25 protein-coding genes are annotated in these 26,734 nt (G+C 61.7%); 11 read left to right on the top strand and 14 right to left on the bottom strand.

From position 1 onward, the window contains the following. Positions 1-123 precede the first annotated feature (123 nt). Both AC1DYR_RS05190 and AC1DYR_RS05185 read right to left on the bottom strand, forming a co-directional pair. Entirely contained in the window at positions 124-3,228 is a 3,105-nt protein-coding gene (locus tag AC1DYR_RS05190; protein ID WP_477704159.1) for an FAD-binding and (Fe-S)-binding domain-containing protein, read from the bottom strand. Between the two features lie 70 nt (positions 3,229-3,298). After that, the gene (locus tag AC1DYR_RS05185; RefSeq protein ID WP_477649549.1) at positions 3,299-3,994 is read right to left on the bottom strand and encodes a GntR family transcriptional regulator; all 696 of its coding nucleotides are present in this window, start codon (positions 3,992-3,994) and stop codon (positions 3,299-3,301) included. A gap of 115 nt (positions 3,995-4,109) precedes the next feature. Here AC1DYR_RS05185 and AC1DYR_RS05180 point away from each other — a divergent pair, with 115 nt between their 5' ends. The 3 genes from AC1DYR_RS05180 to AC1DYR_RS05170 all read left to right on the top strand — a co-directional run bounded on the left by AC1DYR_RS05180 (position 4,110) and on the right by AC1DYR_RS05170 (position 7,603). Continuing rightward, positions 4,110-5,330, top strand: a complete 1,221-nt coding sequence (locus AC1DYR_RS05180; protein WP_477649550.1) for a pyridoxal-phosphate-dependent aminotransferase family protein — start codon at positions 4,110-4,112, stop codon at positions 5,328-5,330. A gap of 81 nt (positions 5,331-5,411) precedes the next feature. Then, positions 5,412-6,389, top strand: a complete 978-nt coding sequence (locus tag AC1DYR_RS05175; RefSeq protein ID WP_477704158.1) for a Bug family tripartite tricarboxylate transporter substrate binding protein — start codon at positions 5,412-5,414, stop codon at positions 6,387-6,389. 89 nt (positions 6,390-6,478) lie between these two features. Beyond that, positions 6,479-7,603: an ABC transporter substrate-binding protein gene (locus tag AC1DYR_RS05170; protein WP_477704157.1), complete on the top strand. Its 1,125-nt coding sequence runs from the start codon at positions 6,479-6,481 to the stop codon at positions 7,601-7,603. Positions 7,604-7,631: 28 nt separating this feature from the next. Here AC1DYR_RS05170 and nth read toward each other — a convergent pair whose 3' ends face one another. Then, positions 7,632-8,276 (bottom strand): endonuclease III, encoded by a 645-nt coding sequence (gene nth / locus AC1DYR_RS05165; RefSeq protein WP_477704156.1) that lies wholly within the window; start codon positions 8,274-8,276, stop codon positions 7,632-7,634. Positions 8,277-8,377: 101 nt separating this feature from the next. Next, positions 8,378-9,424, bottom strand: a complete 1,047-nt coding sequence (locus AC1DYR_RS05160) for a BLUF domain-containing protein (protein ID WP_477704155.1) — start codon at positions 9,422-9,424, stop codon at positions 8,378-8,380. A 242-nt stretch (positions 9,425-9,666) separates the two neighbouring features. Between AC1DYR_RS05160 and AC1DYR_RS05155 the strand changes: the two genes are divergently transcribed. Continuing rightward, positions 9,667-11,331 carry an alkaline phosphatase family protein gene (locus tag AC1DYR_RS05155; RefSeq protein ID WP_477704154.1) on the top strand — a complete coding sequence of 555 codons (1,665 nt, stop codon included), beginning with the start codon at positions 9,667-9,669 and terminating at the stop codon, positions 11,329-11,331. A 22-nt stretch (positions 11,332-11,353) separates the two neighbouring features. Here the strand turns inward: AC1DYR_RS05155 and AC1DYR_RS05150 are convergent, their stop codons facing one another. Further along, positions 11,354-11,569 (bottom strand): hypothetical protein, encoded by a 216-nt coding sequence (locus tag AC1DYR_RS05150; protein ID WP_477704153.1) that lies wholly within the window; start codon positions 11,567-11,569, stop codon positions 11,354-11,356. Between the two features lie 238 nt (positions 11,570-11,807). Here AC1DYR_RS05150 and AC1DYR_RS05145 point away from each other — a divergent pair, with 238 nt between their 5' ends. Then, complete coding sequence (locus AC1DYR_RS05145) at positions 11,808-12,935, top strand: ABC transporter substrate-binding protein (RefSeq protein WP_477704152.1); 1,128 nt, start codon at positions 11,808-11,810, stop codon at positions 12,933-12,935. Positions 12,936-13,256: 321 nt separating this feature from the next. Here the strand turns inward: AC1DYR_RS05145 and AC1DYR_RS05140 are convergent, their stop codons facing one another. From AC1DYR_RS05140 to AC1DYR_RS05115, 6 genes are all read right to left on the bottom strand, one after another. Further along, a complete protein-coding gene (locus AC1DYR_RS05140) occupies positions 13,257-14,234 on the bottom strand; it encodes an AraC family transcriptional regulator (RefSeq protein WP_477704151.1) in 978 nt (325 codons plus the stop codon). Continuing rightward, complete coding sequence (locus AC1DYR_RS05135) at positions 14,231-15,550, bottom strand: type II toxin-antitoxin system HipA family toxin (protein ID WP_477704150.1); 1,320 nt, start codon at positions 15,548-15,550, stop codon at positions 14,231-14,233. Before AC1DYR_RS05135 ends, AC1DYR_RS05140 begins: the two co-directional genes overlap by 4 nt. A 52-nt stretch (positions 15,551-15,602) precedes the next feature. Further along, a complete protein-coding gene (locus AC1DYR_RS05130; protein ID WP_477704149.1) occupies positions 15,603-15,893 on the bottom strand; it encodes a helix-turn-helix domain-containing protein in 291 nt (96 codons plus the stop codon). Positions 15,894-16,036: 143 nt separating this feature from the next. Next, complete coding sequence (locus AC1DYR_RS05125; RefSeq protein ID WP_477704148.1) at positions 16,037-16,447, bottom strand: PaaI family thioesterase; 411 nt, start codon at positions 16,445-16,447, stop codon at positions 16,037-16,039. Beyond that, positions 16,437-16,964 (bottom strand): SRPBCC family protein, encoded by a 528-nt coding sequence (locus tag AC1DYR_RS05120; protein ID WP_477704147.1) that lies wholly within the window; start codon positions 16,962-16,964, stop codon positions 16,437-16,439. The genes AC1DYR_RS05125 and AC1DYR_RS05120 overlap by 11 nt, the downstream gene beginning before the upstream one ends. Positions 16,965-16,995: 31 nt before the next feature. Further along, positions 16,996-17,595 carry a TetR/AcrR family transcriptional regulator gene (locus tag AC1DYR_RS05115; RefSeq protein WP_477704146.1) on the bottom strand — a complete coding sequence of 200 codons (600 nt, stop codon included), beginning with the start codon at positions 17,593-17,595 and terminating at the stop codon, positions 16,996-16,998. A gap of 132 nt (positions 17,596-17,727) precedes the next feature. On the opposite strand from AC1DYR_RS05115, the gene AC1DYR_RS05110 reads away from it, so the two are divergent. From AC1DYR_RS05110 to AC1DYR_RS05095, 4 genes are all read left to right on the top strand, one after another. Next, complete coding sequence (locus AC1DYR_RS05110) at positions 17,728-18,918, top strand: aminotransferase-like domain-containing protein (protein ID WP_477704771.1); 1,191 nt, start codon at positions 17,728-17,730, stop codon at positions 18,916-18,918. After that, the gene (locus AC1DYR_RS05105) at positions 18,915-20,252 is read left to right on the top strand and encodes a S41 family peptidase (RefSeq protein ID WP_477704145.1); all 1,338 of its coding nucleotides are present in this window, start codon (positions 18,915-18,917) and stop codon (positions 20,250-20,252) included. Before AC1DYR_RS05110 ends, AC1DYR_RS05105 begins: the two co-directional genes overlap by 4 nt. Positions 20,253-20,356: 104 nt before the next feature. After that, a complete protein-coding gene (locus AC1DYR_RS05100; RefSeq protein ID WP_477704144.1) occupies positions 20,357-20,944 on the top strand; it encodes a hypothetical protein in 588 nt (195 codons plus the stop codon). 64 nt (positions 20,945-21,008) lie between these two features. Beyond that, on the top strand, positions 21,009-21,497 hold the full coding sequence (locus AC1DYR_RS05095) for a hypothetical protein (RefSeq protein ID WP_477704143.1): 489 nt from the start codon (positions 21,009-21,011) through the stop codon (positions 21,495-21,497). 220 nt (positions 21,498-21,717) lie between these two features. Here AC1DYR_RS05095 and AC1DYR_RS05090 read toward each other — a convergent pair whose 3' ends face one another. From AC1DYR_RS05090 to AC1DYR_RS05080, 3 genes are read right to left on the bottom strand one after another with little or no spacing between them, the layout of a single operon-like run. After that, positions 21,718-22,164, bottom strand: coding sequence for an SRPBCC family protein (locus AC1DYR_RS05090; protein ID WP_477704142.1), 447 nt, complete (start codon positions 22,162-22,164; stop codon positions 21,718-21,720). 53 nt (positions 22,165-22,217) lie between these two features. Then, positions 22,218-22,805 (bottom strand): GNAT family N-acetyltransferase, encoded by a 588-nt coding sequence (locus AC1DYR_RS05085; RefSeq protein ID WP_477704141.1) that lies wholly within the window; start codon positions 22,803-22,805, stop codon positions 22,218-22,220. Then, the gene (locus tag AC1DYR_RS05080; protein ID WP_477704140.1) at positions 22,802-23,164 is read right to left on the bottom strand and encodes a VOC family protein; all 363 of its coding nucleotides are present in this window, start codon (positions 23,162-23,164) and stop codon (positions 22,802-22,804) included. The genes AC1DYR_RS05085 and AC1DYR_RS05080 overlap by 4 nt, the downstream gene beginning before the upstream one ends. Before the next feature lie 232 nt (positions 23,165-23,396). Here AC1DYR_RS05080 and AC1DYR_RS05075 point away from each other — a divergent pair, with 232 nt between their 5' ends. Together AC1DYR_RS05075 and AC1DYR_RS05070 are read left to right on the top strand one after the other, a co-directional pair. After that, a complete protein-coding gene (locus AC1DYR_RS05075) occupies positions 23,397-24,707 on the top strand; it encodes an MFS transporter (protein WP_477704139.1) in 1,311 nt (436 codons plus the stop codon). 166 nt (positions 24,708-24,873) lie between these two features. Further along, positions 24,874-26,640 (top strand): serine/threonine protein kinase, encoded by a 1,767-nt coding sequence (locus tag AC1DYR_RS05070; protein ID WP_477704138.1) that lies wholly within the window; start codon positions 24,874-24,876, stop codon positions 26,638-26,640. The last annotated feature ends 94 nt before the right edge of the window (positions 26,641-26,734 follow it).

Genomic DNA, 26,734 nt, shown 5'->3' with positions numbered 1-26,734 from the left:
CGAATTGCATCGAAATATTAAGAAAACAGGCTGTAGCCCAATAGAAACATGCACGAGATGCTATCAAAAAAGTAGCATTTTCAGAGCGGAGATTTCTGAAAATCTGCCGCCCGGCGGCCACCTTCAGCCCTGCAGTTGCTGCGCCAGCAGCACCGCCACGTGGATTGCCTCGCGCTGCGCGCCGTCCCTGATCTGGTGGCGGCAGCTGGTGCCGTCGGCCACCACAATGGCGTCGGGCTGCTTGCGCACCGCCGGCAGCAGGCTGAGTTCGGCCATCTGCATCGACACCTCGTAGTGACTGGCCTCATAGCCAAAGCTGCCTGCCATGCCGCAGCAGCTTGACTCGATCAGCTCAGGTTTTGCGCCGGGAATCAGCTTGAGCACCTCCAGGATGGGGCTGACCGCGCCAAAAGCTTTCTGGTGGCAGTGGCCGTGCAGCAGGATGGGTTGGGCTGTCGCTTTCAGCCGGCCCTTGAGCTTGTCGAGTCTGCCGTCGGCCGCTTCACGCGCCAGAAATTCTTCGAGCAGCAGTGCATGGCGGCTGATGGTGTGCGCCGCTTCGCCCAGGCCCATCACCAGCATCTCGTCGCGCAGCGTCAGCAGGCAGGAGGGCTCCAGGCCGACGATGGCGATGCCCTTTTCGGCAAAGGGCAGCAGGGCTTCCACCACCTCGCGTGCCTTGGCCCTGGCCCTGGATACCATGCCGCTGGCCAGGTAAGTGCGGCCGCAGCACAGGCTCTTGCCGTCGGCCTCGGTTTTCGCCGCCACATGTACCGTATAGCCGGCCGCCTGCAGCACCTTCAGTGCAGCCAGTGCGTTTTCGGATTCAAAGTAGCCGTTGAAAGTGTCCACAAACAGCACGACCGGCCGTGCGGCGGCCAGTACTTCTTCGCGGCTGGCAGTCGTGACGCCTCCTTTCGATGCCGCGCCGGGCTTGTTCAGGCGCTTCCAGAAGGTCTGGCGCGTCCATTGCGGCAGTGTGCGGCGGGCCGACAGGCCCGCCAGTTTTTCGCTCCAGGCCGCCAGCACCGGCACCTTGTCGCGCAGGTTCAGCAGCGGCGCCAGGCGGCTGGCCCAGTGGGCATAGTCGGGCAGGTACGCGACCATCTTGTCTTTGAGCGTGTAGCCGTGCTTGTGCTTGTAGTGGTGCAAAAACTCCACCTTCATTTTGGCCATGTCCACACCGGTGGGGCAGTCGCGCTTGCAACCCTTGCAGCCCACGCACAGGTCCATGGCTTCCTTTACAGCCTCGCTGGTGAAGGCGTCTTCGGCCTTCATGCCGTCCAGTTGCCCGCTCAATGCCAGGCGCAGTGTGTTGGCGCGTCCGCGCGTCAGGTGCTGCTCATCCCGTGTCACGCGGTAGCTCGGGCACATGGTGCCGGCATCAAACTTGCGGCAGTGGCCGTTGTTGTTGCACATCTCCACGGCCTTGGCAAAGCCGCGGGCCGGGTCACCGCCGCTGCCGGGTGCGCTGGTCCTTTCGGTGGCCGGGTCGTTCTGCACGTCCCAGGCGCGCCAGTCCAGCGCAGTCTTCAGGGGAATGACACGGTAGCCCGGCGGAAACCGCATCAGCCGCGTGTCGTCCATCTTGGGCGGGTTGATCATGCGTCCGGGGCTCAGCAAGCCCGCCGGGTCCATGTATTGCTTGATGTCGGCGAAGGCCTGGCTGATCTCCGGGCCAAACTGCCACTTGATCCATTCCCCGCGGCACAGGCCGTCGCCGTGTTCGCCGCTGTAGGCACCCTTGAACTTGCGCACCAGCACCGAGGCTTCTTCGGCAATCGCGCGCATCTTGGGCGCGCCTTCGCGCCGCATGTCCAGGATGGGCCGCACATGCAGCGTGCCGACGGAGGCATGGGCATACCAGGTGCCCTTGCTGCCGTATTTCCTGAAGATCTCGGTCAAGGCGTCGGTGTAGGCGGCCAGATGCTGCAGCGGCACGGCGCAGTCTTCGATAAAACTCACCGGCTTGCCGTCGCCCTTGAGGCTCATCATGATGTTGAGACCGGCCTTGCGCACCTCCCACAGGTTTTTTTGCGGTGCGTCCTCGGTCATCTCCACCACCGAATCGGGCAGCAGCAGGTCGCCCATCAACTCGCCCAGGCGCTTGAGCTTGGGCAACAGTTCGGCCTTGCTGGCACCCGAAAACTCCACCAGCAAAATGGCCGCCGGATCACCGATCAGCGCGCTGCGGATCGTCGGCGCAAAGGCCGGGTTTTGCAGCGACAGGTCGATCATCGTGCGGTCGACCAGCTCTACTGCCGTGAGCGCGCCTTCGCCGATCTTGACGATGAATTGCGCCGCATCCATGGCGCGGTAAAAGGTCGGGAAATTCACCACACCCAGCACCTTGGCCCGGGGCAGCTCGCTCAGTTGCAGCGTCAGCGACCGGGTCAGCGCCAGCGTGCCTTCACTGCCTATCAGCAGATGCGCCAGGTTGACCGAGCCGTCGCTGGTGTAGGGCCGCTCGCTCTGCGGGTCAAAGATGTCCAGGTTGTAGCCGCCCACGCGCCGCATGACTTTCGGCCAGCGCCGCTTGATGAGGGGGTGCAGCTCCTCGGCCAGCGCACGCACGTGGCTGCCCAGCTCGCGTGCCTTGCCGCTGCTGCCGGCGTAAGCGCCCAGCTGCAGCAGGCTGCCGTCGGATGTCCAGGCTTTGGCACCCAGCACGTTGTGCACCATGTTGCCATAGGCAATGCTGCGGCTGCCGCAAGAGTTGTTGCCCGCCATGCCGCCCAGCGTGGCCTGCGCGCTGGTTGAAACATCCACCGGGTACCACAGGCCGTGTTTTTTCAGGGCCGCATTCAGGTGGTCCAGCACAATGCCGGGTTCTACCTCGGCGGTGCGCTCTTGCGGGTTCACCGCCAGGATGTTGCGCACATGCTTGGCGTAGTCGATGACCAGGCCGGTGCCTACCGTTTGCCCGCACTGGCTCGTGCCGCCGCCGCGCGGCACGATGGGCACCTGCATGTCGCGGCAGATGTCCAGCGCGGCCTTCACGTCGTCTGCCGTGCGCGGCACAAACACGCCCACAGGCATGACCTGGTAGATGGAGGCGTCGGTGGCGTAGCGGCCCCGGTCGGCCGGCGAAAACAGCACTTCGCCCTGTGTTTCGATGGCCAGCCGCGCCGCCAGCCGGCCGGCAACTTCATTGCTGATGCGGGCCACGTTGTCGTAGGCGTGGGCCGCGGCCTGCCGGGAGATCTTGAGTGGAAGGGGTGCGTTCATCGCGGGCGATCCGGGTTTTGTGTGGGTGTTGAGGCCCGGCCCTGAAGCCAGGCAAAGGTCACGTTGCAGGTCACGCCCTGGAAGGCGTGCTGGCGGGCGCCGCTGCGGCGCGCAGTTGCTGGACCACGACTTCGCGCTTGCTGGCCAGGTGGCCCAGCAGCACCTTGCGCATGGCGGCGGTGTCGCGCGCAGCCAGTGCGTCAATCATCAGCTCGTGTTCATTCACGGCTGACTTCCATTTTTCTTCGTCCTGGTTGGAGCGAAAGCGCAGCGCCTGCAGGCGCGCGTTGACCTGCCGGTAGGTGGTGGTGAGCACCGGGTTCTTCGCGGCTGCGTTGATGGCGCTGTGAATGGCCGAGTTGAGCCGGTAGTAGTTGGGCAGGTCGCGGCGTGTGTAGGCGGCCATCATTTCAAAGTGCATGGCCTTGATTTCGGCCAGCTCGTCGTCGGTGATGCGCTGGGCGGCGAGCTCGCCCGATTGCGCCTCCAGCCCGGCCATGACCTCAAAGGTATTCAGCACGTCGGCTTCGGTGAGCTCCACGGCGATGGCACCGCGGTTGGGCAAAAGCTCGACCAGGCCCTCTGCGGCCAGCATCTTGATGGCCTCGCGCAGCGGCGTGCGCGAGACGTTCAGGACCTCGCTGAGTTCGCGTTCATTGAGCTTGGCGCCCGGCTGGATGCGGTTTTCAACCAGCATCTGGCGCAGGCGGTGCGCCACCTGTTCGTGAAGGGCAGCGCGGGGGATGGGAATGATTTCGGCAGCCATGAGCAAATTTTGTATGCAAAAAACAGGGGTGTCAAATCAATTTGTAACCCTTTGCTCTATTGACAAATGAATTTTGTATGCAAAAAATAGCGTCCTACTTCTGGAGTTTTCCGCCATGTTGACGCTTGACTTTCACCCCACCGGACGTCATTTCCTGCAAATTCCCGGCCCTTCGCCGGTGCCTGACCGCGTCCTGCGCGCCATGAGCCTGCCCACCATCGACCACCGCGGCCCCGAATTCGCGGCGCTGGGCCTCAAGGTGCTGGCCGACATCAAAAAGATCTTCCAGACCCAACAACCCGTCATCATTTACCCGGCCTCCGGTACCGGCGCCTGGGAAGCCGCGCTTTCCAACACGCTGAACGCGGGTGACCATGTGCTGATGTACGAAACCGGCCATTTTGCTGCGCTGTGGCAAAAACTGGCCGCGCGCCTGGGCCTCAAAACCGAAGTCATCGGCTACCCCGGCGCCGACGTCTGGCGCCATGGGGTCCAGGCCCACCTGATTGAAGAGCGCCTGAAGGCCGACACCCAGCACAGCATCAAGGCCGTCTGCGTGGTGCACAACGAAACTTCCACCGGCGTGACCAGCAACATTGCCGCCGTGCGCAAGGCGATCGACGCCGCCAAACATCCGGCCCTGCTGCTGGTCGACACCATTTCGGGCCTCGCCTCGGCCGACTACCGCCACGACGAGTGGGGCGTCGACGTCAGCATCAGTGGATCGCAAAAAGGCCTGATGCTGCCGCCCGGCATCAGCTTCAATGCCGTGTCGGCCAAAGCCATCGAAGCCAGCAAAAAAGCCACGTTGCCCAAAGCCTTCTGGGCCTGGGACGAAATCATCGAGATGAACAAGACCGGCTATTGGCCGTCCACCCCCAACACCAACCTGCTGTACGCCCTCAGCGAAGCCTGCGACATGCTGCTGGAGCACGGCCTGGAAACCGTGTTTGCGCGCCACCAGCGCTGGGCTGTCGGCGTGCGCGCTGCGGTCAAGGCCTGGGGCCTGCAGATCCAGTGCGCCGACGCGGCCGTGTATTCACCGGTGCTCACCGGCGTCATGACACCGGAGGGCATCGATGCCGACGCGGTGCGCAAGATCATTTACGAGCGTTTTGACTGCTCACTGGGCACCGGCCTGGGCAAGGTCAAAGGCAAGATGTTCCGCATCGGCCACCTGGGCGACTGCAACGACCTCACGTTGATGGCGGCGCTGAGCGGCTGTGAAATGGGCCTCAAACTTGCGGGCGTCAAACTCGCGGGATCGGGTGTGCAAGCCGCCATGGACCACTTTTCCAGCCATGCGGCTGTGGTGCCGCAGCGCAAGGCAGCCTGATCACCCGCTGCGCACGACCGCAGGGTGTTACGTCAAACGGTCATCAAAATTCCATAAATTACTGAATCAAAAAGGGAAACCATGCAACGCAGAACCTTTATCAGCGCGACGGCGGCCACAGCCGCCATGGTGGCGTCACCCATGCTCCGGGCGCAAACGCTGCCCAGCGGGCCGGTGCGCATTGTGGTGGGTTTCCCGCCTGGCGGCGGCACCGACGCGCTGGCGCGCGTGGTGGGCCAGAAGCTGTCCACCATGTGGAACACCTCGGTCATCATTGAAAACAAGGGTGGCGCGGCCGGCGTGATTGCGGCCGATTACGTGGCCAAGCAGGCCGGTGACGGCAACACCTTGCTGATGGCCCACATCAACAGCCACGCGCTGGCGCCGGCACTCGGCATCAAGCTCGGCTACGACGCAGACCGCGACTTCGTGCCCATCAGCATGGTCGGCGTCACGCCCAACATGCTCATCTGCAATGCCGACCAGCCCGCCAAAACCGTGAAGGACCTGGTGGCCTTGTGCAAGGCCAAACCCGGCCAGATCAGCTTTGCTTCTGCGGGCGGTGGTTCGGCCCAGCACTTTGCACTGGAAATGTTCAAGCTTCAGGCAAAGATTTTTGCGCTGCACATTCCTTATCGCGGCTCCGGCCCGGCGCTGGTCGATCTGATCGGCGGGCAGGTCAACTACTGCTTTGAAACCATGACCTCGGCCACGCCGCATGTCAAAAGCGGCAAGGCCATCGCGCTGGCGCAAACGCGCCTCAAGCGCGCCAAAGGCCATCCCAATGTGCCCACCATGGCCGAGTCCGGTTTCCCCGGTTTCGAAGCCACCGTGTGGTACGGCCTCATGGGCCCTTCAAAGATGCCGCCGGCCATGGTCCAACGCATGAACGAAGACGTCAACAAGGTACTGGCCATGTCTGACGTGCAGGAAAAGATGGACCAGTATGGCGCCGAAGACGGCGGCGGCAGCACCGAAAAATTTGCGGCCTTCATCAAGATGGAGCAAAAGAAGTGGGCGCAGGTGGCCCAGCAGGCCAAGGTCAGGGTCGACGCCTGACATACACCGCGCACCGCAAGCACAAGCCGGCCTTGGGCCGGCTTTTTTATTGACACCAATTTTTTCACAAGAGGGTAGGGATTCGTTTCATGAAAGTTGTTAATTTTTCAAAGGGCGGCCGTTTTCTGGCCGCTTTTTTTCTGGGTCTGGCCGCCTCGGCCGCTTCGGCCGACATCGTGCTCGGCCATTCGGGTGACCTCTCTGGCAATAGCGCCGCACTGACGACCGACTATGTGCGCGGCATGAACGCGTACTTTGATGACATCAACAAAAAAGGCGGCGTTCGCGGCGAGAAGATCAAACTCGTCAGCCTGGACGACGGCTTTAACCCCGACAAGACGGCAGAAAACACCAAGGCCCTGATCGAAACCCAGAACGCCGTGGCGTTGGTCGGCTATCGCGGCACGGCCAACATGCTGAAGATCGTGCCTCTGGTGCAGGCCGCCGGTATTGCGGAGATCGGCAACACCAGCGGCGCCAAGTCGCTACGCGACCCCTATGTGTCCAACCTGTTCCATGTGCGCGCCAGCACCACCGACGAGATCGAAGCGGCGGTCAACCACGCGTGGACCATCGGCATCAAGAAAATCGCCGTGATGTACCAGGACGACGCTTTCGGCAAGGAAGGCCTGGAAGCCCTGAACGCCGCCATGCAAAAGCGTGGTGCAACGGCAGCTGCCGTGGCCCCGGTGCCGCGCGGCACGGTAGACGTGGCCAAAGCCGCCGAGGTGATTGCCGCGGTGCAGCCGCAGGCCGTGATCCTGATCGGGCAGGCCAAGCCCAATGCGGCGTTCATCCAGGCTTTTCGTGCCAAGGGCGTGACCGCCCAGTTCATGGTGCTCAGTGTGTCGTCCGGCCTGCATGCCGAGCTCAAGGATGCGGCAGCCGGCGTGATTGCCTCGCAGGTTGTGCCTTACCCGTTTACCGAGCTGGGTAACGCCGTCGTGCGTGAATACCAGACCATCATCTCGGCCAACGGCGACAAGAAGTTCAGCTACAACAGCATGGAAGGTTTCCTGAACGCCAAGCTGGTGGTGCGCGCGCTGCAAAAGACGCCGGCGCCGGTTACGCGCGCCAAACTTATCAGCACGCTCGAAACGTTCACCAATGAAGACCTGGGCGGCTTTGCGCTGACTTACAGCAAGCAAAGCAATCTGGGTTCGCGCTTTGTGAATCTGACGATGATTCGCGCCGACGGCACCTTCGCCCGTTAAGCGCCGACTTGGTTTCGGATAATTTCGCTCAAGCCGCCGGCGGCGGTGTCTTGGGGCGAAAGTCGCACCACGGTGCCACCGCGCACTGCCAGCACAGGGGCTTGCGCGCGATGCACACATAGCGCCCGTGCAGTATCAGCCAGTGGTGCGCGTCCACCAGGTATTCGGCGGGCACGCGCTTGAGCAGGCCCAGCTCAACTTCCAGCGGGTTTTTGCCAGGCGCCAGGCCCGTGCGGTTGCTCACGCGAAAGATGTGCGTGTCGACCGCCATCACGGCCTCACCGAAAGCCGAGTTCAGCACCACATTGGCTGTCTTGCGGCCCACGCCGGGCAGGGCTTCCAGCGCTTCACGCGTGCGCGGCACCTGGCCGCCGTGCTGCTTCACCAGGATTTCGCAGGTGGCCAGCAGGTTTTTGGCCTTGGTAAGGTACAGCCCGATCGTGCGGATGTACGACTCCAGGCCTTCCAGCCCCAGGTCAAGGATCGCTTGCGGCGTGTTGGCCACGGGGTAGAGCCTGCGCGTAGCCTTGTTCACACTGACATCAGTGGCCTGCGCGCTCAGCAGCACCGCTGCCAGGAGTTCAAACACGCTGGTGTATTCAAGCTCGGTCACCGGCATCGGGTTGGCGGCTTTCAGCGTGGCAAAGAACGGGGCGATGTCTTCTTTTTTCATGCCCGCAGTGTATCGGCGTGCAAAGCCGGCGCGCACCGGACCTGCTTACGCAGCGAGCTTGCGGTCGTTGAAGGCGCAAGGAGGAGAGCAGGGCAGTGCGCTCAGGCCGCCATGCGCGGCACATCCCACACCGAACTCGATGGCGCACCGGCCCGGTCCAACTGGTCGCGCATCGTCTGCCATATGGCGCTGCAGTTGTCGGGCGTGGCAACGCCTCCGACGACATACTCCAGCTGCGCTGCCTGTGCCATGGCCTGCATGCGCTGGTGGGTCGCGGTGTCGCGGGCGACCCCCACCAGCACCGGCTTCGCAGGCAGGCCGTCGCAAGCGGCGATCATGCGGGCCATCAGTGCGTCGTCAAATTTCGCCGAGCCGCAAAAAAGCATCACAAAATTCGGCCAGTCCGGAAGGAAGGCGCGGCGCAGCCCGTGCGTCAGGCCGTTGCGCGCCACGGCAATCAGCCGGCACGGGTAGCCGCCTTCCATGAAGTCGACGTATTCGCTGCTGCCGTCAAAGTCTGTCTCACCGGCAAAGCGCCGTTTGGCGACCGTCCCGCCGGTCTTTTGGGCCAGCCAGCCCACCATGTCGAAAGCCTCGGTACCGCTGGCCGAGCAGATGCCCATGCGGTGAAAGGCTTCGGGGTCTGCCAGTGCCTGCGCCTGGGCAAGCTGCATGGGCGCCGACAGACGGCGAAGCACCGAGGAGGGCGAATACTGTTTGCCCTTTTCAAGTTGCTCCCGCAGGGCCATGACCCGGCGGCCGAAATAAACCGCCGACTCGGTGGCCTGCGACATCGCCATCGACCACGGTGTCGGCAACAGCCGCCGCCCTTTGCTGGTGTGCAGGGTATGGGGTGAATGGTGGCGCGGGTCGTGTTGCACAACATGCTGCAGCAAGTCCTGTACAGCGGCCGAAGGCCCTTCGACCCAATGCACAAACCAGCCGCTTTGGTAGTGCAGCACGACGTGCAGACCGAAGGGCGTGTTGTGGCGCAACGACTCCGTGCGGATGTTTTCCATCTGCGCGAAGATGCCTTCCCGCATGTTGCACATGCTCGCCGTCACCACGCGGTCAACCTCCGTCTCCCCTGGAGCGGCGACATAAGGCGCTACGTTGGGCGCCGTGTCCGGCGCTGCGTTGTTGGTCATGAATACATCCTGCCCCACAACCGAAACGCACGTCAATCCTTTGGCATTGAAACCAAATGTGAACGCGACAGAAGTAGCAGTCCGGAGAGCCATGGTCCTACACGGGGAACACCAATGCGTACGTGGTGACGCAGTTACCATGCAAGCTTTCCCGGCAACAGGCCGTGACAGCCATGCCTGCTATGGGTGACTACTGTTGCCTGCAAACCATGAACTCGCCTAGCATCACCCGCATGATCCCCATGAAACTTCACACACCTTTGCGTATTGTGGTTGCCGCGTTCACGGCAGCGTTGCTGGCCAGTTGTGCCGCTGCACCCGGCGCTACCGCGCTATCGCAGGCCGCTGCACCGCGTCCCAAACTCGTTGTCTTCCTGGTGGTGGACGGGCTGCCGCAGCGCCAGGTGCTGGACTACCGCGACCAGCTCGCACCCGATGGCCTGGCACGCTTCCTTGACCGCGGCGCCTGGTTCGCCAACGCGTATTACGGCCATGCTTTCACCGTCACCGCGGCCGGCCACGCCACCATGCTCACAGGCGCTTATCCGCATCGCACCGGCATCATCGGCAACGACTGGCGCGACCCCATCACCGCAGAGCCGGTGTATTGCACGGGCGACACCACGGCCACTTACATCGGCCACCAGACCAACGCACTGGACGGCACCAGCCCGAAGAACCTCAAGGTGGAAACCGTGGGCGACGTGCTGCGGCGGGTAGACAGCCGCTCAAAAGTGATCGGCATCTCCGGCAAAGACCGCGGCGCCATCCTGCCCGCCGGCAAAACCGGCACGGCCTATATGTACATGGGCGCCACAGGGCAGTTTGCGTCCAGCACGCACTACATGGCCGTGCACCCGGGCTGGGTCAATGCCTTTAACGGCCAGAAGCTGGCCGACCGTTACTTCAAGACCGAATGGAAAGCCGTGCTGCCCGAGGCCGCCTATGCGCGCTCGGTGCCCGACCAGCAGAAATGGTTTGGCCCCGCCGGTGGCGGTTTGCCCGCCATGTATGGCGCGCCTGACGACACGGCGCCCGGCCCGCGTTTCTACAGCTCGCTGCTGCGCGGGCCTTTTGTCGATGCCATGTCGCTGGAGTTTGCCCGCGCGGCCATTGCCGGCGAGCAGCTGGGGCAAGACGACATTCCCGACATCCTGTCGGTCAGCCTCTCGGGCCACGACTACGTGAACCACGCTTTCAGCGCCGAGTCGCGCCTGTCGCACGACCACCTGCTGCAACTTGACCGCATGCTGCAGGCCTTCTTCCAGGACCTGGACGCCCGCGTCGGCAAGGACAACTACCTCGTCATGCTGACGGCCGACCACGGTTTCATGCCGTCACCCGACCGCCTCGCCAGCCAGGGCCGTGAAGCCGGGCGCGTCAACAGCAGCCAGGTGCTGGGGCGCGTCAACACCGGCCTGGAAAAACGCTTTGGCGAAGGCAAATGGGCAGCAGGCTTCTCGGGCTCCAGCGTGCTGTTCGACAAAAAACTCATTGCGCAAAAGCAGGCAGACCCAAATGCCCTGGCAGAAGAAGCCCGCACGCTGTTGTTGGCCGAGCCCGGCTTTGCCGCAGCCTATACCCGCCGCGAACTGCAAAACGGCAGCCGGGTGGGCGCGCCGTTCTTCGACCAGCTGCGCAAGTCCTGGCACGCCGACGTGTCGGGCGACGTGCAGTATTCACTCAAGCCCGGCTGGATGTTCGGCAACACGGTCGCCACCCATGGTTCCCCGCATCCGTATGACACGCAAGTGCCCATCCTCATGTATGGCCCCGCCTGGATAAAGCCCGGCCGCGTCGATGCGCGGGTGGAAGTGGTGGACATCGCGCCCACGCTGTCGCGCCTGCTGCGAATTGCGCCGCCTTCCGCAGCCGAAGGCAAGCTGCTGCCGCTGCAGGGGCTGTAAGCACAGCAGACGCAGGCAGGGCTCAAAGGCTTTTTTCGCCGTACGCCTGCGGGCCGGTGAAGTCCAGCACCAGCGGCGCCAGCGTTTGCCCCTGCAGAGACAACACTTGCAGCACACGCTGGTTGAGCTGCGGCTCCGCAAAAGGCACGGCGACCAGCAAGCCCTGGCGTATCAGGTGCGCCGCTGTGAAATGGGCCTGAAACTTGCGCGCGTCAAGCTCGCGGGATCGGGTGTGCAAGCCACGCCTCGTGAACCCAAGGCGCCAGTCCCTTGCAGTCCCGCCCGAAGAGGGGTGAGTACTTGCGGCTTACGGTGGTTACCCTGTGTTGCGAACGGTCAACGCTGCAGTACCGCCCCGTCGCGCATGGTGGGTATCCATCTCGCGAAGCGTGCGAACTTGGGGGATTTTTCCTCCCGGACGATCTATCATTGAAAGCTCCCGCTGGCTCAGCCAGATTTTTTTTGATGGATGAGTCATGTTTACCATTTCCACTTCACGTAGCGTTCTGCGCGCCCTGAGTCTGTCTCTCGTATTTTTTGCGAATGCCGGCCACGCGCAAAAAGCCTGGGTCATCGGCCAATCCGCTCCTCTGAGTGGCAGCAACGCCAGTTTCGGACGCGACATCCAGGACGGCGCCCAGGCCTACTTCAAGTCGGTCAACGCCAAAGGCGGAGTGGCCGGCCTGCCGATCCAGCTGGTGACACTCGACGATAAAAACGACCGCAAGCTGGCCGGCGCCAACACCACGAAACTGCTGGCCGAAAATGACGCGGTGGCCCTGTTTGGTTATGCGTCGGCCACGCTGAGCCTGGACGCCATGCCCCAGGCGGAAAAAGCCGGCGTGCTGTTTTTTGCACCGTTTTCCGGTGCCAACCCGGTGCGCAAGCCGAGCCCGGTGGTGTACACGCTGCGCGCGTCCTACGGCGACGAGCTTGAAAAAATGTTGTCCTTCTGGACGGGCCTGGGCCTCAAGCAGGTGGTGGTGGTGCATTACGACGACGAGGTCGGCAAGCAGAATCTGGCCGTGGTGGTGGCCTACCTGGCCAAACAGGGCAAGAAACCCGAGGCTTTCTCCCTGCAGCGCAATGCCAAGGTGAGTGAGGCCCAGGTCGCGCAGCTGCTCGCGCTCAAGCCCGACGTCCTCATCAACACCGTGCTGTCCGGCGCCGCGGCTGACATCAGCAAGCAGGTGGTAGCACAGGGCAAATTCATCCCGATGTCCAGCCTGTCTTTTGTGGGCGCGCAGCAATACATCGACGCGGCTGGCGAAGCCGGCGCCGGAGTGTCCATCTCTCAGGTCGTGCCCAATGCCGCATCCCCGTTGCCGGTGGTCAAGGAATGCGCCAAGGCGCTGCAGGATGCAGGCGTCAAGCAGGCCATGAACAGCGCCCATCTGGAAGCTTGTATTGGCGCAAAGGTGCTGACCGAAGCCATGCGCCGCAGCAAAAAGCCAGGCGATGCCAAAGCCCTGCTGGCCGCGATGGGTGCCATGGGCAGTTATGACACCGGCGGCTTCGTCGTGTCCTATTCACCAGTCCAGAACCACGGCAGCAAGTATGTGGAACTGGGCATGGTGACTCGCGACGGCAAGCTGCGCAATTGAGGCGCGCCGTTGCTGCGGCCTCTGCAGTCTCGAAAATCCTGCAAGAAAATGGCCTTCAGCCCTTGCTGCTTAAGCGCCAGCAGCTACTGATTTAATAGCGACGGGGTTAATAGCGACGGGGTTAAACGCAAGCGCGGCTGCCTGTGGCCTGCGCAGGCACCGGCGTCTTCGGCGTGAAGTCGCAATACGGCGCCACCGCGCACTGCCAGCACTGGGCTTGCGTGCAATGCACACCTGGCGCCCGTGCAGGATTTGCCAGTGGTGCGCGTCCGGGGGGCTTTAGGGGTCCAGGCCTGGGCTTTTAACAACCAGTCGCCGGCGCTACAGCGCCCGCACGGGCACGCAGAGCCAGCAACTGAAGGTGCCGGTCTTCGGGTCCATCACAAAGTCTTCTTCATACAGCTCCAGCGCTGGCTTGTTCTCTGGCTGGTAGCCGCTTTGCGGCAGCCATTCGGCAAACATGTGCGTCCAGGCTTCGTGCACTTCATTGCCCGGCTTGCCGGTAAAACGGCCGCAGGCGTAGCGTCCGCCGCCAAAGTTTTGCACGCCTGTCTCGCCTTGCGGTTTGAAGGCCTCGTTCACCTCAATGCAGGCGTCGTAGCGGCATTTGTCGGCGGGCGTGATCTCGGGGTTGTCCTGGCTGATGCCGTACATCCTGGGGCGCGGGTTCATGTGGCCGTGCTGGCCGCACCAGGCGACAAAGCGTTGCCACAGCTGCGCCACGCCGTCGCCGTAAGGGCCGGTGTTGCGCATGTAAGCCAGGCGCATGGCAGGAATGGTCTTCAGTTCAATGTGCATGTTCAAGCCTCTTTCAGATAAAACCGGCCCCACGGGCCAGAGGGTTCTATCTTTAAACAGCGCCATGATGGAGTCTTGATTCGGCTTGTGATGGCCTTGATGATTCTTGCCATGTTCAAGCACGTGGCGCTCTGCCCACTCACGCCAGTCGCCGCGCCGCCAGGCCGTGGGCGTTGTGCCGAAGTGGGCGCGAAAGGCCCGGCTGAAGACCTCGGCCGAGGCAAAACCCGTGTCAAGCGCCACCTGCAGTGCGGTCTGCTGCGTAAATATCAGGCGCTGCGCCGCCGACTCCAGCCGCAGGCGGCGCACGCAGTCAGCCAGGGTTTCGCCCGTGACCGCCTGGAACACACGGTGAAAGTGCCAGGGTGAAAAGTGCGCCACATCGGCCAGCGTTTGCAGGTCCAGCGTGCCGTCCAGGTTGGCGCTGACGTGGTCTACCACCCGGTTGATGCGGGCGACATAAGTGCGGCGGGCCGCGGGGTCAAGGCCGGGCTCCATCATGGAAGTTCAGCCACGAATTTTTCAGCCTGCGCCAGCATGCCGCGGCGAATGGCGTTGAATACCGGTTCGGGAAAGTCCGGTGGCAGCTGCGCGGCCACGCGCTCCAGCGCGTAAGGCACCTGCAGTACCAATGCCACCATCTGGTCGAAGGCGCCTGGCACGCCGCTTTGCCGCGCCAGCGCTTCCCAGTGGCGGGTGCGGATTTCGTGCAAATGGTAGTGCGCGTTTTTTCCGCGCAAGGCCATGGCCAGTTTGGCGCGGCGTGGGCTGACCTGGTTGGGCCCGTTGCCGATGATGGGCCAGGCCGACAGCACGTCATACAGCGGCGTCATGCGAAAGCTGCCGCCGCGCTCCAGGAAGATCGAAAAATTCTTGGCATGGCCGTCAGTGGCCGCCATGATCCAGAAGGCGAGCTGGACTCGCGCGAAATGCAGAAGATCGGCGCGGGCATTGCTGCTTCCGCTCAGCAAGTCCAGCCCCGCGCGAATGCCTGGGCCGCCGTCGCTTTCATACTTGAGGTCACCGGGCGTGCCGGTGGCCTGGCAGAAATCCTCTTGCGGCAGGCGGGCGATCCATTGGCCGCCGTCCATCCAGCGCCTGTCAAAGCGCTCCACGATCAGCACCTTGCGCCGGCCGAAGCGGCCCATTTGTGTGGGCGCGACCTCAAACCCCAGTTCACCCAGCAGGGCGGCGCAGAGCCATTCGTTTTCCACCGAGTCCGACATGTCGGCGCGCATATTGCCCACCAGGCCCAGCGGCAGTTTGAAGATGTGCGTGGTGGGCGTAGAGCCCGACGGCAGGTGCCAGCGCTGACCAATGCGCAGCAGCGCTGTTTTTTCCTGAGCACCGGCAATGGATATCCGGAAATCGTCCGCCAGCGAGGCGCCTTCCACGCTATCCCCAGTTACGTCACCCAGCAGCGTCTCCACCTGGCTGTCGGTCAGTGCCGTGCTGTCGATGCGGTCGTGCGGCGGTGGCTGCTGGCCCTGTGGCAGCAGCTGCAGCGCACCCACGCAATCCCGGCCGATGGCGGCCAGCAGGTCGGCCGCGCGGGTTGAAGAAGTGCCAAAGCGTCGGCGCAGCCGTTCGCGGATGCGGCTGCTGTCGGGCAACAGGTTGTCAAAGTAGTGCTCTACCGTGGGTCCCATCACATCGCCACCTCCGGCTGGCATGGGCAGCGACACCGACAGCGGTCGCGCATGGGGCGACTGCGGCCAGCTTTCGTCATAACGAAAACCCGGCGTGCCGGTTCGTGTCCAGAACCACAGGCCCACATGCTGGCCGTTCATCCACACATCAAGATCGGCGAATGCCATGGGCCACCTTTTGAAACTGTCTCATCATGATTCGCGCAAGCGCTTTGCCCGTCTACCAATCGGCCGTGGGGCTGTTCGCGGTGGGGGCGGGTGGGGCGTCGGTCACGGCATACCGCCGCAAGTCTGCCAGTAGCAGTCGCGCATCCAGCGCATGCAGCACCTGAAGCAGCTGGTCGAGGCTCACCGCGCCGGGGTTTTTTTCAATATCGGCCATGCGGACCTGCTTGACGCCTATGCGCTCACCCAACGCGGTCTGCGTCAGCCCGCGTGCTTTTCGCAGCGATTTCAAATGCACTGACAGCTGTGCTGATGTCTGAACGGGAAAGGTTTGAAGCGTGCTCATAAATACCACCTTTGAGTGATATTTGCACAATATCGTTTTTATACAATATTGTCAATATATCGCTCAAGAGCGATATATTGGTCGAGCTTGTACCGTCCTGCCGACATCCGTGTTTTGCGAGGCCTGGAGCCCGTTAACGGTCCCTAGGCGGCCTTGCGTATCGTGCCCTGCGCTGCCGCGCACAAAATGCGCTCTTCCCCGCGCAGCACAAAAATATCGCATCGGCACACCGCCTGCGTCTTGCCGCTGCCTACCACCGTGGCCACGGCCAGCAGGCGCTCAGCATCTTTGGCCGGCCGCAGGTAATTGATCTTGAACTCTGACGTGACAGAGTCGCCCAGCACCGAACCCCCGGCGAATGTGAGCGCGTTGTCTGCCAAATAGGACAGCACACCGCCATGCACAAAGCCGTGCTGCTGCAAGAGGCCAGGCACCACAGGCACCGACAGCTCCGCGCCGCCGGGCGCAAAGGCATCAAGCTGCGCGTTCAGCAGCGCGCTGAACGGCTGCTGCCCCAGCACCTGGCGGCCCCAGGCCAGCAAGTCAGCGGGCATGCTGGCTGCGCGAAAACGGCGGGGTCAATCGCCTGCCGCCCGACACCAGCCAGCGCAGCAGGCGTATGTAGGCCGGCCAGGGCACTGGCCGGGGCTCATTGCCCAGCGAGAGCTGCGCCTGCGACAGCACGTCTTCCACGCAGACGTCGTGCAGGGGGCCAATCACCAGCGGCCACAAGAGCAGGCCGGTGCCGCGCGCTTTCATCTCGATGCGGTGCTCCAGCACGCAATGCGCAGGCGTGGCCTCCAGCACCTCAAAGCCGTGCCAGCCGTCAAAGCCCGCCGGTGCGGTAAGGCGAAAGCGCACAGACTGGCCCGACGCATAAGCTTCCACCACATAGCGTATAGGCCCGTGCCCACCGATGGCACCCACCGCGAGCGGCCTGTCGAACTTCATGCGTGGCCATACCTTGCCGGGCCACAGCGCATCGGCCGGCGAACCCAGCGCATCGATCAGCGCGCCTACCTGCTGCGGGCTGGCGTGCAGCAAACGTTGATGAACATTGACGACTTTCATGCAAGTACTCCTGTTGAATCGGGAACGTGTTTCAGGGTGCCACGGCCATCCAGGCCGCATGTTCCAGCGCGGCCCGCACCTTGGGCGCAACGGCCGGGGTGGGCTGGCTCACCCAGCGCTGTGTGAGCGACATGGCCGGTGAAAACATCAGCGCCATCCACAGGTGAAAAGGCATGGCCCGCATCTCGCCGGCCTCCACTTGCTGCGCTACCCAGGCCCTCAGCGTGGCAAAGGCCTGCTCATTGGCCGCGTCGATCTCGGCGCCGCCTGCCATGTCGCCGCCGCGCCGCAGCGTGTGCAGCAGCCGTGCCTGGTCGGGGTGTTGCAGCACCCACTGGATGTACGCGCGCATCAGGCCCTTGACGCCGGCCTGGGCCGAGGCCTTGCCGCTGATGGGCTGCATCAGCGCCGCATGGAAATCGCGCAGCGTGTGGGCATACAGCGCGTCGGCCAGCTGTGCCTTGGTGGGGAAGTGGTGGTACAGGCTGCCGTTGCTCACGCCCGCCTCCTGGCGCACCATGTCCATCGAGGCGGCCGTGAAGCCGTGCGCCAGGAACACTTTGGTGGCGGCGTCCAGCAGGCGCTCCCGGGTGGAGAGGGCGGCAGCGGCAGGGGGTGTGGCAGAACTCATGACTAGAGTATTACTCTAGATTGTTACTCTGTCAACTTCCCTGCGGCTGCAGGGCAACCGGCGGCCTGGGCCGCAGGAAACCTGCGCGCAAATTGGCGACAATACAAAACAGAAAGCGAGACTCCCATGCCATTGCAATTTGCCGACCGCCTCAACAACGTTGAAACCTCCGCCATCCGCGAACTCTTCAAACTGCTGGGCAAGCCCGGCATCGTCAGCTTTGCCGGCGGCTTTCCAGACCCCGCCATGTTCGACGTGGCGGGCATCCAGGAGGCCAGCAACAAGGCCCTGAATGAAGAACCCGGCGGCACGCTGCAATACGGCGCCACCGAAGGCTACGGCCCGCTGCGCGAACAGCTCAGCGCCTTCATGGCCACCAAGGGCGCCAAAGACGTCGCACCCGAAAACCTCATCGTCACCACCGGCAGCCAGCAGGCGCTTGATTTGCTCGGTAAAACCATGATCTCCCCCGGCGACAAGGTTATCGTCGAAGGCCCCACCTTCCTCGCCACCATCCAGTGCTTTCGCCTGTACGGCGCAGAACTCATCAGCGCGCCGATTGACGCCCATGGCGTCAAGACCGACGAGCTCGAAAAACTCATCGCCCAGCACAAGCCCAAGTTTGTTTACCTGATTCCCACCTTCGGCAACCCCAGCGGTGCCTTGCTCAGCCTGGAGCGCCGCAAGAAGGTGCTCGAGATGGCCGTCAAATACCAGACCCTGATCGTCGAAGACGACCCGTATGGCGACCTCTACTTCGGCGAGGCGCCACCGCCCTCACTGCTGGCCCTGAGCGCCGGCGTGCCCGGCAGCCGCGAGCTGCTGGCGCACTGCGGCTCACTCAGCAAGGTGCTGAGCCCAGGCCTGCGCGTAGGCTGGATGATCGCCCCCGCCGAGTTGCTGGCCAAAGCCACCATGTGCAAACAGTTCAGTGACGCCCACACCAGCACCTTCGCCCAGGCCACCGCCGCCCAGTACCTCAAGGCCGGCCGCATGCCCGCCACGCTGACCCATGTGCGCAAGGTGTACGGCGAACGCGCCAACGCCATGGGCGCCGCGCTCAAGCGCGAGCTCGGCGACGCCATTGAATTCACCCAGCCGCAGGGCGGCTTGTTCTTCTGGGCGCGCCTGACGGGTGCGGGCGGCAAAAGCAAAGACGCCGGCGAGTTCGCCAAAAAAGCGATTGAGCAGCTCGTGGCCTTTGTGCCCGGCGCACCCTTTTACGCCAGCAACCCGGACCTGGCCACGCTGCGGCTGAGCTTTGCCACGGCGGATGTGGCGAAGATTGAAGAGGGTGTGGCGCGGCTGGGCAAGGCGTTGTGACCCACCGGCGAAAAATCGCCGGCCTGCTGGCTGCCTTGGCGCTGCTGGCGGCCGCGCCTTTGAGCGCGCAGCCGGCCAAACGCAATGCGCTGGAGGTGGCTGAGCTGATACTGGCCATGCATCGTGAGCCGCTGGCGGTGTACAGCTATGCGCAGCTGTACGAAGCGTGCACCCAAAAAAAACCATCACCAGAATTCAACGTCGTACCCAATGACCCGGGCCAGCTCCATCGCGTCATTCTGGAGTTGGCCACCGAGTGGCAGCTGGTGTCCGAGGCCGAGGCTAACGAGCTGGCCTTGCAATGCAAACGCCGCATGATGAAGCTTATGGGGCCGCGTGGCCGCTATTACACCCCGGTGGAAGCCAAAGAATGGAACACGGGAAGCGCTTTCGATCCTGGGCTGATCCTGGCCCGCCTTGATGGCCAGTGGGTGGTGCGAGAGGCGATGGTGAGCAGCCCTGCAGCAGCGGCGGGCTTGCAGGCCGGCGACGTGCTTGTCAGCCTCGACGGCCTGCCTCTTGCGGGCATGGGCGCCAGCGAGCTTTTTGGGTTGCTGCGCCACCCTGCAGCGATGCCGGTGCAACTGGTTTCGCAGCGCCCGGGTGAATCATCTCAAAGCCGCAGCATCGCCCGCGCGCCAACAGTTCAGGACCAGACCGTTGTGGTGGGGCAGGCCTCTGGTCACTTCTACATTCGCCTGGCGGGGTTTTTTGAAGACACGCCGGTCCGTCTCATGAAAGGCTTGCGCGGGCAGCCCACTGACAGCAGCGGGGTTCGCGTTCTGGATTTGCGGGGCAACCCTGGCGGCAGGCTGGTGAATGTTCAGTGGGTGCTTGCCTTGTTGGGCAAGCACAGCAAGGCGGGCGCCTGGCATGCCGTGCAGCACCGCCCCGGCGGCGATCTTGCCCGGCCTTTTTCGGCCACTGAAAGCATGAATGCGGTCAAGGGCCTGGATTCCACCGGCGTGATTGAGTTACGTGAGTGGCTGGTCTCCGGAAAGTGGGTGGTGCTGGTCGATGGAGAAACCGGCAGCGGCGGCGCCTGGTTGGCCAGTGCCTTGCGCGAACTCAATGGCGCGGTGCTGGTAGGGCAGCCACCCGACGCGTCCGACTTTGGTATCGACGTGCTGGAGCGCGTGAAAGAGGGCCGTGGCACGGCAGGCATCCGCTATGAGATCGGCTTGCTGGGTTTGCCATCGGGCAAGGCGCTTGCGCCTGACAATGCCCAGCCTGACACGGTGTTGCCACGCACCGCCATTAAACCGTTTCCCAAAAGCGTCGCCGAGTGGCTGCAAGACCCGGTGTATCTTCAGATTCAGGCGCAGATGAAATAGCCTGCCCGGGCAAGCTCACACAAACACATGACCACCGTTCGCTGAAACTTCGCTGCTACGCAAACTCATTCATTTCAAACCCGTTCTTTTTTTCGAAAGCTTTTATGCACCTTGTCCGCCTTGTCCTGCCCGTTTGCGTGGCCCTTTTTCTCGCCGCTTGCGGCGCCACTTCCGCTGTAAAACTTTCACCCAAACTGGCGGTGCAGGCGCCTGAGACCACCGGTTTCCGGTTTGTCGATGACCGTGCCGCTGAAACGCGTATCTCCCGGGCTGTAGACAACAATGGCGGCTTCAACAACTATTTTGGTGACGACAACCTCTCGCCGGACGCACCCGCACTCATGAAGGCCTGGCTGCACAACAACCTGGCAGCCGAACTCCAGGGAAGGAAGGTCACCTTGAGCGAGTTTGTCGTCAATGTGTACGCGCCCCCCGTCACGTTGAACCAGGCCGGCCTTGCGGCGGCTGGCGGCGGCATATTCACGGCTTTGTTGATCAAGGGCATTGAAAGCTCAAGAAGCGAGAAAGTCGTGCACATCAGCATCCAGGGCATGGTCGATACCGAGCCATTCTTCGTCATCGGGTCCGAGCGATTCCAGGGCCGGGTCTCAGATGACAACGTGCAAACCACACTGGTCGCCACGCTGGACAAGGTGGTTACCGACGTTCGCCGCGCAGCCGCCGTCAAATAGCACTTGGCCCATGGCTTGAGCGAAGTGGCCTGACTAGATTAGAAAAAAAGAAAAGAGGGAGCTTATGAACGAAGACCAGCAGGATTCTTTCGCAAACCCCGTGCCGCCAAGAGGCGGTACGAACGCAGACGCTTACCCAGCACCACCCCAGATGCACTGGGCCCTGGTGCTGCTGTTTACGATCCTCACGCTGGGGATTTTCATGATCGCGTGGATATTTGTGCAGTCCACCTGGGCGCGAAAGATCAATCCGGCGTCGAATGCGACAACCCAATTCGTCATTTATGTCCCGCTGGCCATCGTTGCCCAGATACTGGTGGAAGGCTCCGACAACCTCAAGGGAGTTGGCTATCTTTTGATGCTTGTCTCGTATGTGGTCTTCTATTTCGGGGCTTATTCCATCCGCAGGTCGATGCTGAACCACTACAACAGCGTTGAACCCATGCAGCTTGAGCTTTCAGCGGCCATGCTGTTTCTCTTCAGCACCTTCTATCTGCAATACCACATGACCCGTATTGCGCGGTGGAAAGCCGCTTCAAAACTGGCCATATAGCAGCCATTGCCCGGACTGGGCAATTCGGGCAACGCCGGTGGGACGATGCCGAAAAAACCTCTTTGCGGTGCCTGGAACCAAACAAGAACGGCAGGCGTGCCCCGGATGAACGCAGATTTTGTTCACTCCAATCGGCCTGCACGGCCTGCGCCCACCGCCGCCACGCCCTGAAACCGGCCTGTGGCCAGATCAGGGCGCGCACGTATTTGAGGGGCGCTCTTTATTCCCCCACCTCGGCTTCCACCAGCTTGCCCAGCAGCACCAGCGACTGTTGCCAGCCCACGTAGCACTGGTCTGCAGGGATCACCGCGGGAATCCCTTCCTGCACCACATGCATCTCTACGCCGGCCGAGACCTTCGTCAATGTGATGGTGGTGGTCATTTCGCCGGGCAGGTTGGGATCTTCGAACGTGGCGGTGTAGCGGATGCGTTCGTTGGGCTTCAACTCCAGATAGGTGCCGCCGAACGAGTGGCTGTGGCCGTTGCTGTGGTTGGTGAATGACATCCTGTAGTTGCCGCCCACCTTGGCGTCCATTTCATGCACGGTGCCGGTAAAACCGTTGGGCGGCAGCCATTTGCTCCAGGCAGCGGGGCTGAGGAAGGCGCGGTACACCCGGTCAGGGGTAGATTGCAGAACCCGGTGAAGCTTGACGGTATTGGTGGTCATGGTGTTTCCTTTGTTGATGCAGAGGACGGCCCTCTACCTGTACGACGAACGGTTCATGGCGTAATCGACATGATTTTTGGGAAATTTTTTAGTTTTTCTATGTCGGGGCGCTCGCACACCATCAACAACGCCGTGCCATCCGGCGTCTGCACCTCGCCCACCGCGCGAAACCCGGCCTTTTCATAGCAACGAATCGCACGCGCATTGCGCGGGTCGGGGTCGGTCTGGATGCGGGTGACTTGCGGGTCGGCAAACAGCTTTGCCACCCAGGCCTTCACCATCGCCGTGCCCAGGCCGCGGCCCAGTTGTGCGGCGTCTGCGATGGACTGGTCAATGCCGCGCACGCCGGGGTCAGTTTCTTCTTCCCACCAGCCGCCGCCTGAGCCCATGGCCACATAAGACTGGATGTAGCCAAAGGGCTGGCCGTCCAGCAGCGCGATGTGCGGCTGCACCTTGGCTGGGTTGCTGATCCAGGCGCTGTAGTCAGCTTCTACCTCTGCCATTGTGGGCGCTTCGCCCCACCACTCAGTCCAGTGCGGGCGCTGCAGCCAGCCCTGCAGCATCGGCAGGTCGGCCGTTTGCAGGGGGCGAAAGCTGAAGCGTTGCGCCAGTTCTGCCTGCAGGGTATCCGCTCCGCTCATGCCTGGCCCTCAGACCAGACCGCCAGCTCATACCCGTCGGCATCATTGAAATGAAAGCGCCGCCCGCCGGGGAAGGCAAAGATATCGCGTGTGATCTTTCCGCCGGCTGCCCGCACGCTGTCACGCGCGGCTTCCAGCTTGTCGGCATACAGGATGACCAGCGGGCCGCCGGCGGGCGAGGGCGGCGCCTGCGTGGTAAAGCCGCCTTTCATCGCGCCGTCTGAAAACTCGGTGTATTCCGGGCCGTAGTCGGTAAAAGTCCAGCCAAAAGCCCTGCCGTAAAAGGCCTTGGCTTTGGCGATATCGCGAACATTCAGCTCCACGTAATTGATGCGGCAGTTTTCGGGGGCGGTGGCCATGGGTGTCTCCTGTGTCTGCAGAAATGGTCGGTCTGCCATTTTGCACAGGCGGCACCGCGGCGCCATGCATTCCTGCAAGCTTTGCAGGGCCTTCCCCACCTTTCGTTTTCCTGGGAGGAATTCATGAAAAAGGCACAGCGGGGCCTCGCACACGTTTTGCCTCTACTCCCTACAATCCTGCAGAGCACGGGCCTGTTGCCTGCGGCATTTCGTTTCGGGCCTGTTTACTTTCATGACTCCTGCCGCCGCGCACAGCGCTACCCACGCCAGCATTTCCCCCGCCGTCCGGCGTTCCATCCTTCTTCTTTCGTTTGGCACCTTTGCCAGCATGGCCGCGCAGCGCATTTGCGACGCCATGCTGCCCGAGCTGTCGCGCGTGTTTGCCGTCAGCATTGCCCAGGCCGCGCAGGTGGTGTCGGTGTTTGCCATGACGTATGGCGCGTCGCAGCTTTTCTACGGCCCGCTGGGCGACAGGCTGGGCAAGTTTCGCGTCGTCACCTTTGCCACGCTGGGCTGCAGCGTCGGCAGCCTGCTGGCCGTGTTTGCGCACAGCCTGGACGCACTGGTGTTTGCCCGCCTGCTGATGGCGCTGGGCGCAGCGGCGCTGATTCCGCTGGCCATGGCCTGGGTGGGCGACAACGTGCCCGCCGACCAGCTACAGGAAATGCTCACACGCACCGGCCTGGGCAGCACGCTGGGCATTGTGGGCGGCCAGCTGATTGGCGGCCTGCTGACCGATGCCCTGGGCTGGCGCTGGGCCTTTGTTTTCATGACTGTGCTGTTTGCCGTGGTGGGCACGCTGCTGGTGGTTGACTTGCGCCGCCAGAAGGCCGCGCAGCGCGCCCAGGCCCAAGACCCGGCCACAGCACCCAGCCAGCCCGTGCAGCACGCCCACTTCGTCACGCAGGCGCTGGAGATCATTACCGGCCGCTGGTCACGCGTCGTGTTGATCCTGGCGGTGATCGAGGGAGCCGCCGGCTTTGGTGTGCTGGCCATCTGGGCTTCGCACCTGCACCGCTCGCTGGGTTTGTCGCTCTCGCTGTCGGGTGCCATCGTCGCGCTGTTCGGCTTGGGCGGCATGGGCTACATGGCCATAGGCCCGCGTTTGATTCGCCGTTTCGGCCAGCAAGGCCTGGTCATCATGGGTGGTGCCCTGGTGGGCGTCAGTGCATTGGTGCTGGCCTACACCCCGCACTGGGGCCCGGCCATACCCGCCAGCCTGTTGGCAGGCTTTGGCTTCTTCGCCTTTCACAACACCATGCAGGCCAACGCCACGCAGATGACACCGCATGCGCGCGGCACGGCCGTGTCGCTGTTCTCGTCGTTTCTGTTTTTGGGCCAGTCCATTGGTGTGGTGCTGGCTGCAGGTTTGATCGACCGCATTGGGAGCAGCGCGGTGGTGGCACTGGGCGGGGCGGTGATGGCGGTGGAGGGGGTTTACTTTGCTTGGGTGTTGAGGCGGCGGGATGCCGCCCGTACAGCAGAAAAGGGGCTAATGTCTTCAGAAGCCAGCCGGAAAGCGGCGATTGAGCGGCCTGACTAAGAGATTGTTAGCTAGGAGTGATGTAGGTTGGACGGCTTTTGAGTCTCCAAAGTCTATCTCTGCAGTGGAAGTTTTTAGTTCGATGGAAAACCTGTCCCCTGTTCGGGGGAGGCGATATTTTCCGACTAAGGCTATATTGAATTGGAGTTGAGCCCTAGGAACAACATTGAATATCTCGCCTGAAAGGAATAATGTGCAAGAAGTTTGCCCGACTGAGGTAGGTGATCTTCTGGCAGAACGATTCGAGATTCTTGACAAAGGTCGAGCGGGCGGTATGTCTTGGGTGGTGAAGGCGAAAGATGTACGAACGGGACGGTTCTGCGCTGTCAAGTTGCCAAAGCAATCTGGGGATTCAGAACTCAATTCGCTAGCGTTTAATAGGGAATGCGATGCGCTGAATAGCCTAAGTCACGAGAATATTGTTGGATTTCTTGATGCGGGCCGAGACAATGACGGTAGGCAGTATTTAGCCATTGAATGGCTTCAGCAAAGCCTCAGCGACAAAATTCTGAAGAATCCTCCTTGGGACTGGGAGAGTTTCTATATGGACATAGGGCGACCCTTGCTTATTGGTTTAGCTCATGCCCATCTAAGAGGTGTCGCTCATAGAGATTTAAAGCCCGACAATCTCTTATTTGATTCATTCAACACGATAAAGATCTGCGACTTTGGCATCGCAACTGCTGTGTCGAGAATGAATTACGGTAGAACTCTTAGGCATGCCGGTTCGATCCCATATACCCCCCCTGAGGCCGACAATGGAGTAAAAAGCGAATCACGCGATGCGTACTCTTGGGCGGTGGTCGCAACTTCCTGTCTTGCCGGAAAATTGTTTACCGACTTGGGAAGTTTTCAAGCAAGTCTGCAAAAACTAGATCGTCTGCGGAATCCGCTGCAACTGCTCGAAAAAGCAGCCTCTATGGACCCGAGTAGAAGGTTCTACAGCGCAATAGATTTACTTGTCGAAACTGACGCGTTTCATAAATCGCTTACGGATCAGCAGCAAATTACAGTTGCGCTTGAGTTAAGTGGCAAGGCGCTAAAGCTCGTTTCCGCGCATTGGCTTGGTACAGAGTCGATAGATCTTGGACTGTTAGTTCAAAAAGACCTCAACGCCACTCGTTCCGCTCAATTTATGAACAGTGATGAAGTTCATATTCGCTTGGTTGGTGCGACATTGGAAGTTATTTGCAGGAAGATCTCGCTGGAAAGTCCATGTCTAAGAGTAGAAGAAGTGAACATACTCGGTGTTGATCGAGCAGAGATGATGCGGCGTGACATTCCAAATGTCTCCGGCGTGTCATTTTTTGTATGTGATTACCAAGCCGCCCTCCCTTATTCGAAGCAACTACGCATGTTCAATATGAGATTGCGCGTAGCAGAAAGTGAGCTTGAACGAGATATAGAAAGAAAAACAAGAGAGAGATGGCTTGACTGTTGGAGCGCATTTCTTCGTGAGAAAGAACGGTATGGCCGCGAGAGAAAGGAAAAATATAACTACAGCCGAATGCGACGATCGGGACAAATTTACTATGCAACTTGCGATGGTGAGATGAATCCTGATGATGTCGCGGAATCATTAATCATATTGAATGAAGGCGGTCCTTTACTGCTGTTCAAGGTTGTTGATGTATTGGTAGATCATTTAGTTCTGGAGCTTCAAGGGAATTACCACGACCTAGTGCCCTTGGATGGCGGAACACTTGAGTCCAATCACGTCGCTAGTAGGCGCGCCATATTGCGACAAAGGGGTGCGTTAGAAATGGTCAAGAGGGACGGAGCAGTTTCCCCGGATTTGAAGAAAATTTTGTGCGATGCGTCGCTTGCACAACCACCAGAAATGTCCGGCCATTCTGTCGTTGCTACAGACCTCAGTCCTGACAAGCATGAACTTGTTGAATTCCGTCGAAATCTGATCCACTTATCGCAGTAATTTCCATCCAAAACTGACCCACGTAGGCACTACCCTGCTTGTTTTAAAAGCAGGGGGAATTTAGGAGTGATAGACGTGGCGACATTGAATGTCA

Source organism: Polaromonas sp. P1_F9 (assembly GCF_056405615.1).
This window is presented reverse-complemented; position numbering and strand designations above follow the sequence as displayed.